Source organism: Stieleria mannarensis (assembly GCF_014154935.1).
GTDB lineage: Bacteria > Planctomycetota > Planctomycetia > Pirellulales > Pirellulaceae > Stieleria > Stieleria mannarensis.
This window is the reverse complement of sequence record NZ_JACEHH010000051.1, coordinates 1-14,293: the sequence shown is the minus strand read 5'-3', so window position 1 is coordinate 14,293 and position 14,293 is coordinate 1. Positions and strand designations below refer to the sequence as shown.

Annotated in this window: 12 protein-coding genes and 2 tRNA genes; 10 read left to right on the top strand and 4 right to left on the bottom strand. The window is 61.5% G+C overall.

The annotated features are described in order from the left end of the window. Window positions 1-155: 155 nt before the first annotated feature. Window positions 156-575 (bottom strand): hypothetical protein, encoded by a 420-nt coding sequence (locus H1B37_RS26405; RefSeq protein WP_182870274.1) that lies wholly within the window; start codon window positions 573-575, stop codon window positions 156-158. Window positions 576-1,080: 505 nt separating this feature from the next. Between H1B37_RS26405 and H1B37_RS26400 the strand changes: the two genes are divergently transcribed. From H1B37_RS26400 to H1B37_RS26380, 5 genes are all read left to right on the top strand, one after another. Beyond that, window positions 1,081-1,464 (top strand): hypothetical protein, encoded by a 384-nt coding sequence (locus H1B37_RS26400; RefSeq protein WP_182870273.1) that lies wholly within the window; start codon window positions 1,081-1,083, stop codon window positions 1,462-1,464. 320 nt (window positions 1,465-1,784) lie between these two features. Then, window positions 1,785-2,756 (top strand): serine O-acetyltransferase, encoded by a 972-nt coding sequence (locus H1B37_RS26395; protein ID WP_182870272.1) that lies wholly within the window; start codon window positions 1,785-1,787, stop codon window positions 2,754-2,756. Between the two features lie 250 nt (window positions 2,757-3,006). Beyond that, complete coding sequence (locus H1B37_RS26390; RefSeq protein ID WP_182870308.1) at window positions 3,007-4,149, top strand: iron-containing alcohol dehydrogenase; 1,143 nt, start codon at window positions 3,007-3,009, stop codon at window positions 4,147-4,149. A gap of 70 nt (window positions 4,150-4,219) precedes the next feature. Beyond that, window positions 4,220-4,741, top strand: coding sequence for a cyclic pyranopterin monophosphate synthase MoaC (moaC, locus tag H1B37_RS26385; protein ID WP_182870271.1), 522 nt, complete (start codon window positions 4,220-4,222; stop codon window positions 4,739-4,741). Window positions 4,742-4,866: 125 nt separating this feature from the next. Further along, entirely contained in the window at window positions 4,867-6,018 is a 1,152-nt protein-coding gene (locus tag H1B37_RS26380) for a polyprenyl synthetase family protein (protein ID WP_182870270.1), read from the top strand. A 45-nt stretch (window positions 6,019-6,063) separates the two neighbouring features. On the opposite strand, the gene H1B37_RS26375 is transcribed toward H1B37_RS26380, so the two are convergent. Further along, on the bottom strand, window positions 6,064-6,708 hold the full coding sequence (locus tag H1B37_RS26375; protein WP_182870269.1) for a glycosyltransferase family 2 protein: 645 nt from the start codon (window positions 6,706-6,708) through the stop codon (window positions 6,064-6,066). Between the two features lie 222 nt (window positions 6,709-6,930). On the opposite strand from H1B37_RS26375, the gene hisI reads away from it, so the two are divergent. Next, on the top strand, window positions 6,931-7,326 hold the full coding sequence (gene hisI / locus H1B37_RS26370; RefSeq protein WP_182870268.1) for a phosphoribosyl-AMP cyclohydrolase: 396 nt from the start codon (window positions 6,931-6,933) through the stop codon (window positions 7,324-7,326). 64 nt (window positions 7,327-7,390) lie between these two features. Here hisI and H1B37_RS26365 read toward each other — a convergent pair whose 3' ends face one another. Further along, window positions 7,391-8,482 carry an outer membrane protein assembly factor BamB family protein gene (locus tag H1B37_RS26365; RefSeq protein WP_182870267.1) on the bottom strand — a complete coding sequence of 364 codons (1,092 nt, stop codon included), beginning with the start codon at window positions 8,480-8,482 and terminating at the stop codon, window positions 7,391-7,393. A 486-nt stretch (window positions 8,483-8,968) separates the two neighbouring features. On the opposite strand from H1B37_RS26365, the gene aroE reads away from it, so the two are divergent. Continuing rightward, a complete protein-coding gene (gene aroE, locus H1B37_RS26360) occupies window positions 8,969-10,462 on the top strand; it encodes a shikimate dehydrogenase (protein ID WP_182870266.1) in 1,494 nt (497 codons plus the stop codon). A 24-nt stretch (window positions 10,463-10,486) separates the two neighbouring features. Continuing rightward, on the top strand, window positions 10,487-11,071 hold the full coding sequence (locus H1B37_RS26355) for a GNAT family N-acetyltransferase (RefSeq protein ID WP_353620925.1): 585 nt from the start codon (window positions 10,487-10,489) through the stop codon (window positions 11,069-11,071). Between the two features lie 164 nt (window positions 11,072-11,235). Here H1B37_RS26355 and H1B37_RS26350 read toward each other — a convergent pair whose 3' ends face one another. Further along, the gene (locus H1B37_RS26350; protein ID WP_353620924.1) at window positions 11,236-13,092 is read right to left on the bottom strand and encodes a redoxin domain-containing protein; all 1,857 of its coding nucleotides are present in this window, start codon (window positions 13,090-13,092) and stop codon (window positions 11,236-11,238) included. 492 nt (window positions 13,093-13,584) lie between these two features. On the opposite strand from H1B37_RS26350, the gene H1B37_RS26345 reads away from it, so the two are divergent. After that, window positions 13,585-13,658, top strand: a tRNA-Ile gene (locus H1B37_RS26345). A 74-nt stretch (window positions 13,659-13,732) separates the two neighbouring features. Further along, window positions 13,733-13,805: transfer RNA gene (locus tag H1B37_RS26340), tRNA-Ala, on the top strand. The last annotated feature ends 488 nt before the right edge of the window (window positions 13,806-14,293 follow it).

Below are 14,293 nucleotides of genomic sequence, written 5' to 3'. Positions count from 1 at the left end.
GCTCGACCCTCCCTGCCAGGGAGGGTTAATTTGAAAAACCGCATGACCTCGGAAGGCAGGGTTGATCCGTAGCGTTAGAGTGCACTCGAGCCACCGAAAGCCCTTCTCCTTTGGATCGGCCAAAAAATGAGTTTTTTGGCAGACCTTGGATCACACTAGCGGAATCGCGAATCTCGCACCGTGCGGGCCGCCGATGCCCCATTGCGGGCGACAATCTCTTTCAGCGTTGGAACGGTCACGCCCCGCTTGAACCCTTCGACACGCAGGGCACGCTCGTAGACCGGCAGCGGAAAATACGGACTCTTGCGACGGGCGTAGCGTTCCAGCGCCAACACCACCCGTTTTTCCAGCTTGTTCTGGTCGACCAGTTTGACGATCTCGCGGACATACTGGCGCTGATCGTCGGTCGTCGCGCGCAGTCGGCTGATCAAATAGTCGTCCAGGGCCGCCCCTTGCGTCGGAACCACGACGGTGGAGTTCGTGATGCCGGTTTGGGCGGCGGCGCTGCCGACAAACCCGGCGGCTGCCAGCGGTAGCGCCAATGCGACAGCGGTCATCCATGCAGACAGTTTCATCAGGTGTGTGGTGGGTTCGAGGAAGCGTTCGAAAGATGCGGAATGCACGCGAGAGTGGACTGCTACCAAATCCGCGTCGGCCGATTCAAGGCGGACCCGGTTTTGACATGGCCACGCTCGCCAGAGTGTGGAAAGCGTCTGAGAACCACCGTCTGACAAAGGTCGCGACGCGTGACAGACAATCGGTGCCCCCGCATCGCCAACCCGCCCCCTTGCTAGCAACACCTGGGTAATCTGCGGGTTTTGTTCGTTTGCGATTTGGAATCCCTGGTATCGGTCGCACGGATTGTGTGTACCGAGCCGATCACAACGTCGATGGAAAACGTGTGCCAGAGAATCCCGCTGTGGGCGGCGACGTGGACGCCAGGTTGAAGGATCGACCGAGGCATCAGCGAGCGCCGCCCGCGACTCTGGCCGGACATATCAGAGGGCGTCGTCAGATCTCGAATCACGTTTCGTGATTTTGGCGCAGCCACACAAGCAAGATGCCCAAAAGGACTCGGCGATGAACCGTTGGTTATGGATTGGATCGTTGGCCGGTTTGCTCGTTGTCAGCACCGGATGTTTACATAATCACACCCGCAACAACTGCTCCTCGGGCGCTTGCTCCAGCGGCACCGGTCTGCTGGGCAAACTTGGCGGCGGCAGCTGCAATTCGTGTGGCAGCGGTTGCCGAACGGGGTGTGTCCCCGGCAACATCGGCTGGCAGCAGGGGGGGCTGAACTACAGCTCGCATCTGGGGCCGGGGACGATGGGGCATCGCGGCAACACAACGACCAGCCAGAATTTCACTCCCGGACCGCCGACCGGCCAGGTCGCCTACCCGTACTACACCGTGCGTGGTCCGCGTGACTTCCTGCTGAACGATCCGCCGACCATCGGACGGTAAGTCCAGGGATGCGGTAAGTGCCAGGGACACGGACGCGAGTCCGAACGACACATCGGCGGATCGCGACGTATAATGACGCCACACAGACGGAGTTCTCCCAGGGGGGCTCCCTCGGTTGGCGGTCGGACGGTCGGAGGATGGATTCGGCAGACGTCACGTTTTTCACAGCGGAAATCCTGCCCGCTCGAAAGTCGACTTGAGTTCCGCTACCGTAATCGCCGCGATCGTTGCATGATCGATCGTGAACCAGGTGTCGCCCTGGACGCTCTATCTTTTTTTGCGTGGCCCCCTCTGTTTCCAAGCACACGCGTGAGGTTGTTGTGGCATCCGACGTCCGATTGAAAGAACAGCTGCCGCGTTTGACCGAGCGCATCGTGGCGACTTACACGCCCGACGATGCGATCAATCACCTCGGCCACTGCCCGCTTCCCAACTACGAAGCGGTCATCGAAATCCTGTTGAACATCAAGGACATTTTGTACCCCGGCTATCGTCGCAAGGTGGGGCTGCACGCCGGCAACATTTCCTACCACGTCGGCAGCACGATCGATGCCCTGCACGACCAGCTGACGACGCAAATCGCTCGTGCGCTGCGTCACGAGGACCGCGTCCGCAACAAGCACAACGACTGCGAAAGCGAGACGGATTTCGAGGCCAAGGGCCAGGCGATGGCGATCGAGCTGTTGGAACGCATCCCGGATCTGCGGAAGACGTTGGCCACGGACGTCCAAGCGGCCTTCGACGGCGATCCGGCCTGTCAAACGACCGATGAAGTCGTGTTTTGCTACCCCGGCATCGAAGCGATCACGGTCTATCGCATCGCCCACGAACTGGTCCGCTTGGACGTTCCGTTCATCCCGCGAATGATGACCGAATGGGCCCACAAACAGACCGGCATCGACATTCATCCCGGTGCGACGATCGGCGCGTACTTCTTCATCGATCACGGGACCGGTGTGGTCGTCGGCGAGACCTGTGAGATCGGCGAACACGTCAAGTTGTACCAGGGGGTGACGTTGGGCGCCCTGAGCTTCAAAACGGATGAGAGTGGCACATTGATCCGGGGCCAAAAGCGGCACCCGACGATCGAGGATGGAGTGGTCGTTTACGCCAACGCGACCATCCTGGGTGGCCGAACCGTGGTGGGCCGTGATTCGGTGATCGGATCGAGTGTCTGGATCACCCGCAGCGTCTCGCCCAAAACCACCGTGGTGTTGGAACAGCCCTCGTTGAAGGTCCGCGGCTCGGCGGCGGCCGACGCGGTCGACGAACACGTCAATTACCAGATTTAGCTGGACTGCGCCACATCGTCCAAGAATTCGCGTGAATTGCAGAGCATGCGTAGCTAGCTTCGCCGGAAGGTGGAGACCCGCGGATTCCCACGCTCGGGCGAGCGGCACGACGGCACAGCGATCTGGCGGCGGACCGATCCGGGAAAAAGCCATGTTCCCTTGGGCCAGGGTTGGCTGATCAAGTAAAATCTCGCCGCCGGACTGATTCACACCGCCCCCTTCGCCGATTCCCGCGAGTTCGATGACCGAATTGACACCGTTTGATGCCATCACCCGCACCAGGATTGTCTTTGGGCAGGGCGTTTTCTCTCGGCTCGGTGAGCTGGCCGCAGGGTTTCGCCCCCAGTGCGTGCTGGTCGTCAGCGACGCGGGGATCGTCGACGCCGGCCACTTTCAACACGGCGTCGACAATCTACGCGCGGCCGGATTGCACGTCGAATCGTTCCACGACTTCGCCGAAAACCCCACCTCGGCGATGGTCGACGCCGGGGTCGCCAAAGCCGCCCAGGTCAAACCGGACCTGCTGATCGGTCTCGGCGGCGGCAGCAGCATGGATTGTTGCAAGGGAATCAATTTTGTTTATTCCGGCGGCGGAACGATTCACGACTACCACGGGGTGGGCAAAGCGACCGCGGACATGTTGCCGATGATCGCCGTCCCGACGACCAGCGGCACCGGCAGCGAAGCCCAATCGTTCGCGTTGATCAGTGACGCCGAAACCCACGTCAAAATGGCCTGCGGTGACCCCAAAGCGGCCTGCCGAATCGCGCTGTTGGATCCCGAGCTGACGCTGACCCAGCCCCGCAGCGTGACCGCACTGACGGGCATCGATGCGATCTCACACGCGATCGAAACCTACGTGACCAATCGACGTAACCCGATGTCGATCACCTACTCGCGCCGCGCCTTTGGACTGTTGGCCGAAGGATTCTCGCGGGTGCTGCAATCCCCCGACGACATCGACGCCCGCAGCCGGATGCAGCTCGGCGCCTGCTTTGCCGGCATGGCGATCGAAACCTCCATGCTCGGTGCCGCCCACGCCACCGCCAACCCGCTGACCGCCCGGCACGACATCACCCACGGCCAGGCGGTCGGATTGATGTTGCCCGCCGTGATTCGCCTGAACGGTCAATTCCATGGCGACTGGTACGCGGAATTGCTCCGCGACGTCGACCCGACGGTCGGCGAATCGGAGGCCCCGGATCGCTTGGCCGAGATGGTCACCGGCTGGCTCGAGCAAGCCGATTTGGCGACCAGCTTGAACGCGTTGTCGATTCCGGCCAGCGGGATCGAAAGCTTTGTCGAAGAAGCACTCAAACAATGGACCGGCACCTTCAACCCGGTCCCGCTGGACAAAACCAATGCCGAATTGCTGTATCGCTCGGTGGCCTGACCGACGCCGCAAGCAGCGATTCAAGAGGTTTTTCGATTGATTGAAGTCGAAAAACAGGAGACTTCACTCAATGCCTTCCAACCACTTTGACGCCGACGGCAACGTCCACATGGTCGATGTCTCCGACAAACGCGTCACCAAACGCATGGCCACGGCGTCGTCACAGATCGCGATGAACGCCCAGGCGGCCGAACTGGTGCGTCAGGGAACCAGCCGCAAGGGCGATGTGCTGGCCGTCGCCCGGCTGGCGGCCATCGCGGCAACCAAGTGGACACCCCACCTGATCCCGCTCTGTCATGCGATCCCGATCGAATCGGTCGACGTGCAATTTCAGTGGGCCGAACATCCGTCAACGTCGGACACCTCTCTACCCCGGCCGGCCGACCAGCTGATCTGCCGGGTCACCTGCACCACCTCGGGAAAAACCGGCATCGAAATGGAAGCGTTGACTGCCGCCAGCGTCGCATCGCTGACGGTTTACGACATGCTGAAATCCGTCGACCGGGCCATGCAGATCGGCCCCACACAGCTGGAAGAGAAATCCGGCGGCCAGTCGGGCTCCTTCGTGCGCCAGCCCCAACCCCAGGGCTGATGCGACCGATCGTCGCCCCCCGGTACCTCGGCCCCCATTGTTTTGGTTGTCTCTGGTTTCTAAATGCGGTTTTTCAGGGTATGACTTGACGGCCAGACCCAATCCCCGCAACGACGCGCAAGACCATGGACGCTTCTGAGACATTTCGAGACCGATCCGACACGGTTCAAGTCGACGCCCACTACCGGGCCGGCGACACCCGTTCTGGCGGCTCCCGCTCAGGTGGCTCGGTTTCGGGTGGCTCGGTTTCGGGTGGCTCACGTCCTGGCGGCTCGCGAGCTGGTTCCCCCCCAGCCCCGCCGGCCGCCGCTTTGCTGCAACGGCTTTACGCCCCGATCCTCAGCCCGCTGGCGGAAGTCGAAGCGCGCTTGCGGTCGGAATTGCAGAGCCCGCTCGAAGAGGTCTCGGCGCTGCTGCGTCACGGAGTCGCCTTGGGCGGCAAACGGCTCCGGCCGGCCATTCACCTGCTGATGGCCGAAGCCCTGGGTGGGGTCCGCTCCAGCAACGTTGTGATCGGAGCGGTGCTGGAAATGGTTCACACGGCGACATTGGTGCACGACGACGTATTGGACGAAGCCGCGACGCGCCGCCACGTCCCGACGATCAACGCCCAGTGGAACAATCACACCAGTATCTTGCTGGGCGATTATCTGTTCGCCCAAAGTTTTCAGTTGGCCGCAACGCTTGAAAACACCCGCACGTGCCAGTGGGTCGGACAAGCCGCGCGGTTGGTTTGCGAAGGGGAATTGCGCCAGGTGCTCGGCCGTGACGACGTCGAAATCGACCGCGACACCTATTTCGAAATCATCCAGGGAAAAACCGCCGAACTGTGTCGCGTGGCCTGCTCCCTGGCCGCCGCGGAGGCGGGTTGCGATGCCGACACGATCGCGCGACTGGCCGAATACGGCAACAGCCTGGGGATCGCGTTCCAGATCGCCGACGATTTCCTGGACCTGTGGGGCGACGACCACACCGTCGGCAAGACGTTGGGAACGGATCTGGACCAGGGCAAGATCACGCTGCCGGTGATCCGGCTGTTGGAAACCGCCACGCCGACGAACCGACAAGCGATCTTAGAGGTGCTGCGAGGCCCGGCCGCCGACCGCCACGCCCAGATCCGAGGCTGGCTGGATCGGTCCGACGCCAGGGAATTCACGGCACGCACGGCGGCCGACTTCAAACAACGCGCCCTCGACGCGATCACCGAATTGCCCACCGGCGCCGCCAAGAATTGCTTGACCGAAATCGCCGAATTCTCCATCCAACGCTCGTTCTGATTCAGACCGCTCGGTCACGCGAGCATGCTCACGGCAACAAGCCGTTCATCGCGCCGGCTGCTTTAGCCTCGCCCGCACACCAACCTTCTCCCGCGGACCATCCTCGGCACGCTCGACGGCATGGATGCGATCGGTCTGGCCTTGCAACCAATAGCGTTTGCCCCGGGGAGCCGAGAGACGCTGCAGATGCGGTTTGCGAATCATCTGCACCGAACAGGGCGGGCATTGATCGGCGCGGAGTTCGACTTGGGTGTGCTTGTCGGTGCCCCATTGCCGAAGCCGCCGCAGCAGTGCCGGGGCGATCGGCTCCTGGCGGCTTTCCGCCCGCGCGGCGACCACCGATTCATCTTCGCTCATCAACAACAACCGCCGCACGTCCTCCATCCGCATCTCGGAGTCGCTCTCCTGGATAAACACGAGTTCGCCGGTGGCCCGTTCCAAGCCCGTTTGCCCGGCCGCTTCCATCCCGCGCGGCCGGTCGTGACGCGCGATCCGCACCTGGGGGTACTTCACATGCAGCATCTCCAGAATGTCGCGTGTGTCGTCACGGCTGCCGTCATCGACAACGATCACCTCGGCCAATTCACTGGTCAGATCGACCAGCCCCTCCAGGACGCTTTCCACCCGCTGCGCGATTTCATCCTGCCGATCACGGACCGGCAGAACGATGGACAATCTTGTCGGCGACATGAAGGAAAACCCCTATGAAGGAAACACCTGCTCGGCAAACGCTGCCTCGCAAACGCTGAACAAACATCGCTGCCCGGGTTATCGTCCGCCGCACGGCGGTGCCTTCAGCGACCACTTCGGGGCGGGCCTTTCGTCGGCAAGCCCCGTGACAGTCGTTCCGTTTATGACGAATCTGCTTATAATCTTCCCCTCCCGTCTTCAACCCTCCCCGGAAAACTCACCGTGATCGATGTCTCCACCGCTGTTGATTTCTCTCGTGGCACCGACGGACTGTTGCCGGTGATCGCACAAGACGCCGACAACGATCGCGTTTTGATGATGGCGTGGATGAACGAAGACGCGTTCCGGGAAACGCTGGCGACCGGCCAGGCGGTTTACTACAGCCGCAGCCGCAAATCGCTTTGGCGCAAGGGCGAAACCAGCGGACACCGCCAACGTGTTCAAGAGATTCGCGTGGATTGTGATCGCGACACGATCCTGCTGCGGGTCAATCAAACCGGCGCCGCCTGCCACGAAGGCTACGAGAGTTGCTTCTTTCGCTCGGTCGCCCCCCAAGACGCCTCGCTGAGAGTCGTCGACCCGCGGTTGGTCGACCCCAAAGACGTTTATGGCAAGTAGTGGGATACGCTTCCAGCCTGTCGATGCCGGTTTGACAGGCTGGAAGCCTATCCAAAGATCACAATCACTTGCCCCGGAAGCACCGCACCACGCCTTCATCGTCGGCGACGAACAACTCGCTGTCGGTGACCGCAACGCCGGCGACGAAGCTGCCGCGAATTTCGTAGGTCCACTTCACGGTCCCGTCGGCCAAGGCCAATCGCAACAATCGGCCGTCGGTCGCGGGGATCCAAACATCTGCACCGGCGATCACCGGGGACGCGTCGGCAAAACGCCGCAGCGTATGTCTCCAAAGACGCTTTCCCGTTTTCAGATCGAGCGCATCGACCTGTTTCCGCTGGCTGCTGACGACCGCGACGTCCGCCGAGATCGCGGCACTGTTGCGATACTCCTGAGCCTGCAGGGGATCTTCGTAGCGCCAAAGTTGTTGCTTGTTCTTCCAATCAAACGCGAACACGGAACCGTCGTGGGTGGGCAGGATCGCCAGATCACCGCGGACCGCCGGCGTGCTCCCCGTGGGCCCTTCCAGCGGCAGCGCGTCCCCGTCGGCCTTGCCCGTCTTCAGATCGACCACATGCAATTTCGCATCGCAGCCGCCGAGAAAGGTTCGGTCGCCCGCGATCGTGGGCGAACATTGGATCTGGTCTTCGGCGGCATAGGTCCAAACCGGATTTCCCGTCGCCAATTCGAAACAGTACAGCTTTCCATCCTGACAGGCGACCAAGACCTTGTCGCCGTATATCGCCGCCGAACCGCTGATTTCGCCATCGGTCGTCGCCGTCCAAAGTTCCTCGCCGTCCGAAGCGGAGATCGCGTAGACGTTACCGTCGTAATCACCGATGACCAACCGGTCCCCCGCGATCACCGGCGATGCCAGAAACCCGGTCCCAAAGTCCTTGCGCCATCGCTCCTGTCCGTCGCTGCGAGCCAAACAATAGATTTTGCCCATCACGTCGGCGACGTAGACGCGATCACCGACGACGATCGGAGTCGCTTCGACCGCGTCATCGGCATTGAATTCCCATGCGACCGCCAACTCATCGGGCAACTGGGCCGTCGTCGCTCCCGATGCCGCCGCGTCGCCACGCGGAAAACTCCAGTCTGCGGCCGAGCAGGCGCTTCCCAGAACGGCCAGTCCGATTCCCGCAACAAGCAAGCTTTCGAATCTGCGAATACAACGCCGACGAGTCGAGTTGCCGCATGCAGTCGTGGATTTGTTCAGGAACAGTTTTCTTCGCATCGTGTTACACATCAATCGGGGCAGGGGCGGCGGGGGCGGCGGGGAAATTGAGACAAAGTCGCGAGTTCGACGCACAAAACGCCAGGGCGATGGGGTAAACGCAAGTTCAGGACCGCCTAAGCACGCCGGGCAGGCGGACCGATCCGTGATTTTTATTCGCATTGGAAGGACAATTCGCGCGAGCCTCCGGACTTGCGATCGCGTCGATGTTGCGGTCACGCCGATGGGGCGCACCGAGACGTTGCCCCCCGATGAATTAAAATGCACCCCTGACCGTTGCATCCGCCGCGACCTATTATACGCGGGCGGCACGCCAGACAGTAAACTCTTCGATGAGCCCCCCCGCCGGCGACCGCCGCAGGCATCACTTCACCACCTCCCTTCCTCTGATTTCGATACCCTATGATTTGTGTCAGTCTCGGTCGCAGTCGCCACACCCGGATGATTGGCGAACACAAGCATTTGGTTGAACAAGGCGCCGAACTTGTGGAATTGCGGCTGGACTATGTCGGCCGAGCCGTCAATTTAAAACGTCTGATGGACAACCGCCCCGGGCCGGTCGTGATGACCGTCCGGCGGCGTCAGGACGGGGGGCGTTGGACGAAAAGCGAGCAAGATCGATTGATGCTGCTGCGATCGGCGATCGTTGCCGGGGCTGAATACGTCGACATCGAAGCCGACGTGGCGGCCCAAATCCCACGCTACGGCAACACCAAACGCATCATCAGCTACCACGATTTCTCCGGCACCCCGGACAATCTGGAAGACCTGCACGCGGCGATGGCCGAGGAAGACGCCGACATCGTCAAGATCGCGACGATGGCCAATTCCTTTGCCGACAACGTCCGCATGTTCGACCTGATTCGCAACGCCAAGATCCCCACGATCGGGATCTGCATGGGCGAAATCGGAACGATCACCCGCATCCTGGCCAACCGATTCGGCGCCCCGTTCACCTACGCCACCTACAGCACCGACAAAAAGATGGCGCCGGGACAGCTGAATTGGAAGGAGATGAACAGCCTGTATGACGTCAAAAACATCAACGCGGACACCGAACTGTTCGGCGTGATCGCCGACCCGGTCGCCCACAGCTACAGCCCGCTGGTGCACAACACGGCCTTCCAGGCCGAGAAAATGAACGCACGCTATCTGCCGCTGCGTGTCCCCCACGATGACCTGCACCACTTCATGGACAGCGTCGACAAAGTCGGACTCCGCGGGATCAGCATCACCATCCCCCACAAAGAACGCTCGCTGGACTACTGCACCCAAGCCGAAGCGAGTGCCAACGGGATCGGTGCGATCAACACCATGGTTTTTCACGAAGGCGAACGACTGGGGTACAACACCGATTACCGCGCCGCGATGGACTGCATCGTCGAAGTCCTGGAACGAAAGGATGTGCCGCGGGAGAACGCATTGCAGGGCGTCACCGCGTTGGTGCTGGGCGCCGGCGGCGTGTCCCGCGCGATCGCTTGGGGTTTGCGACAACGCCAAGCCGACGTCGTGATCGCCTCGCGGACCGAAGAACGCGCCCGGCTGCTGGCTTCCGAAGTCGGTTGTCGCTTCGTGCCCTGGGAAGACCGACACAATCAAAAGGTCCAGTTGCTGATCAACGGCACCCCCGTCGGCATGCACCCCGACGTCGACAAATCCCCCTTCAACGGGTCGGCGCTCAACCAATTCATGGTCGTCTTTGACACCGTGTACAACCCCGAAAACACCTTGCTAGTGAAGTACGCCAAACGAGCGCAGTGCCGGATCATCACGGGCATCGACATGTTCGTCCGCCAGGCGGCCTATCAGTTCAAATTGTTCACCGGCAAAGACGCACCGGCGATGCTGTTGCGAAAAACGATCAAGCAAGCGACCAACCCGGTCCAGCTGCACTGACGATCCAAGGGTTAGGTCACTGCATTGAACGACAACCAATCTGAATCCCAGCCAGAATCCCAGCCAGAATCCCAGCCGCCGCTGGCGTCGCCCCAGTTGCGCCAGGCACTGCCCGGCGACGCCCCGGCGATCCACGCACTGTTGCGTCCCTACGTGATGCAGCGACTGTTGCTTTCGCGAACCCATGCCGAACTGATCGAACTCACCCGGCACGGCTTCGTCGCCATGATCAACGAACCCCCACGGGATGTTTCACCGGATGGTCTGTGGGGCGACGAAGCACCGCCAGCCGAAGCGTCCGGCGACGTCGCGGCGGCCGAGGAACCCGCCCCACGCTGCGTCGGGTTTTCCGCGGTCGAAGTCTACAGCCCCAAGCTGGCCGAACTGCAATGCCTGGCCGTGCACCCCGATTTCCAGCGTTTCGGCGTCGGCCGTCGCCTGGTCCAGATGTGTGTCGACCGCGCCAGGGACCTGGGCATCATGGAAATCATGGCCATTAGCTCCTCCGATCGGTTCCTGGAGAACTGCGGCTTCCACTACTCGCTTCCCGACCAGAAACGAGCCCTATTCCAACAGCTCCGGCCGCGACCGTACGAGGACCGGAGCTAGGGCGCAATCGACGAATCAACCCTCCCTGACAGGGAGGGTCGAGCGCAGCGAGGGGCATAAGCATCAAGTTAAGACTTCACCCTCCCTGACAGGGAGGGTCGAGCGTAGCGAGGGGAGGGTTGAACCGTGGTGTCTGAGCACCTCCCGGCCACAGGGAAACCTCCCTACTTCACCATCTCTTCGATCGCGGCGTCCAGTTCGGCGGCACGGACGTTGTGCCGGACGACGGTGCCGTCTTTGTCGACCAGCATCATCGTCGGCAACGTCTGGACGCCGAAGGCCTTTGACAGCCGGCTCGATTCCAAGCCGCCTTCTTCGAACAGCTGAATCCACGGCAACCGGTTTTCGCGGACAAAGCCTTCCGCATCGGCGCGACGCGCATCGACGTTGATTCCGACCAGCGTCAACCCTTGCCGCTTGTAGCGGCCCTGCAATCGGCTCAGCAGCTTCATGTCCTGCTTGCACGGTTCGCACCAGGTGGCCCAGTAATGGATGACCACCGGTCGGCCGCGGAGCGCCGACAGCTTGAACGTCTTTCCGTCCAGCGTGGCGCCTTCGAGTTCGATCTTGCGGCCCACCGACTCCAGCCGCCGCACCGCACCGGCCGCCTTCTCGCCCGCTTCGGTGCCCTTGTAACCGTCGCGCACCTTGCGGTAGTACGCCAACGCGTCTTTCTCCTTGTCCTCAAACTCTTTGGCCAGCGCCAGCTGCAACATCGCCTGGGCGGCTTCGAGCGTGCGGGGATGCGAATCGACAAAATCGGCCAGCGACTGCAGGTACCATGTTTGGACCTTTTCGAAATCCGCATCCGGAGTCTGTTTCAGGAAGTACTCGGCCTGGATCGCCTGGTAATCGGCATAGGCGGCCAGCGCCTCGTTGGAGCGGGCGAATTTATCCGAAACGCTTTTCAAGCGATCCAGCCCCTTGGGGTATTGCCCGCTTTGCACCGCGACGCTGACGGTGTCGACCAATTGGCGTGTCCAGGTCGCCCGGTCTTCGTCGTTGCCGCTGGCGGTGATCAGCTTTTCGACCAATTCGGCGCGGGCGGCGTGCAACGCGGGCAGTCCGGCTTCCCCGGCCGACGCCAGTTTTTGGTCCAGTGACTCGAGCTGGGTGACCAGGTCCTGGAGCCCCGAATCGGTGCTCGGCATGGCCGCCATGGCCACTCCACCGGGCGTGAAGAACAGCCCGCCGGTTTGCGTCAACGCGCCGTCTTGGCCGCCGACGTTGGGCAGGGTCACCATCCGCCAGCGGTCGTCGACCTGAACCAGCGTGCCGACCATCAATTGGCCGCTCTGGCCGCCGTTTTCGTACATCGCGACGACGTTTTCATAGACCACAACGTCTTTGGTCGAACCGCCCGTCCCCTCGGGAACCAACCCGGGCGCGGGGGCGGCGAATTGCAACCATTCGGTTTCGGGGCCGATCGCGGTTTGATCCTTGGCCAATTCTGCAAAATTGCGGGCGGCCAGTTTCGCTTTCATCTCCAGCTCGGCCAGTTTGGCTTCGCCCAGCCCCAACGCTTCCAGCTCGGACGGCGTGGCGAGCAGTCGGGCGAACCGCCGCGGGTCCTTCTCACGCAGTGCGGCGACGACTTCGGCGGAAACCTCTTCGGCGGAAATCCGTCGCCAGGAATCGATCCGGCCGTCTTCATCCTGGTCCAGTCCCCAGCGGGTGCCGCTGTTGCCCAGCCAGCGATACTGGTCGGCCTTTCCATTGAAATCGGCGTCGATATCGCGATAGGCCTCCACGCCATAATTGAAATACGACCACAAATCAATTTTCTTGTCGCCGTTGGTATCGACAAACCGGCGCAGCATTTGGCCGTCCGGGGCCACCACTTCCCAGCCGTTTTGGCCGGCCACGGTGATGTCGTTGACCGTGCACTTTGCGACCTTTTCGGCAGGCACGATTTCATAGGTTGCGTCGGGTTGAAGCGGCTTGAGCGCGAGTGCCTGGGCGGCGGTCGGGCTCTGCGCCCGAGCCGCGCGGTGCGCCCCGGCAAACAGCGCCGTCGTCACCGCAAAAACACCGAGCCACAGCCAGTTGCATGGCCAATTCCGCCGCCTCGCGGGCGTCGCGACAGACTTCTCGCAGCGCCGCGATCGACGTCGCGTTTGGGGGTCTACCAGGGCTGGTCGCCGAGTGGAACGATCCATCATCTTCACGGGTGTCCAATAGAGTGGGAGGGTTGATACGCCGAGTATTTTGACCGAACCTCGGCATTTGTTGGAATGTCGATTTAAGTGAAAAGGCACTTGTGCCGAATAAAACTGGTCCACCGCCAGCGAAACCACGCCAAAGCAAGCCCTTTGGCGACGATCGATGCGGTGGAAGGTGTCGATCGTGGAGAAGCTTTTTTCGCTCAGAATGCCAACTTGGCTTTGACAGCCCAATTGGTTCGCGTAAACTTCTCCCTCGCTCGACGGAACTTGCCGTCAGGGACGGCTCTGGCTGAACACTTGTTTGACAGGCACGACCCTGTCAACGCAAGCGATTGGCGAGCAAAACACGGGCGTGTAGCTCAGTTGGTTAGAGCGCGTCGCTGATAACGACGAGGTCCCAGATTCGAATTCTGGCACGCCCACTCGGCCCTTGGCCGAAACCCTCAACGCTGAAAAATCAGCATTGAGGTGCATCTCACCCGAGATGCGACCCGAAGGGGGTATAGCTCAGTTGGGAGAGCGCCTGCTTTGCACGCAGGAGGTCGTCGGTTCAAGTCCGTCTACCTCCACTTCGGTGAAACAGAAGAAAGGGATCAGCAGTCACGGCAAAATGCCGCCGGCACGCCGATCACAAGGGAATGAGCTTGCCATTGCGAGCAAATCATGTACCGCACCGGCCGACAGATGGCCTCGCGAGCCGTGATTGACCGGCATCGGCAATTTGCTAGAGCACATCGAGCACTCCAACCCCCTTCCTTTTTTCGCTCCCGCACGGGAAAAACCTCGTTGTGGGGCCGCGGTAGGCCGCGGCGGAAAACGAAGAAAAAGTTTTCTTGGTTTTCCGATGAAGAACGGTTGACGCCCACGGCTGTCGGCTCTATCTTCCCGCCTCGCTCGTGAGTGACCGCCCGCCGCAAAGTTCTGCGGCGGACGGCTGCACACGCGGCGTCCTTCGGTCCCAGCGACTCGGTCGCGAGGATCGGAGCACTGATTTTTGACAATTTGGTTGTTTGGTAATTGGCATCAGTAATCTGCCGATCGATCGGAAACGATTGAA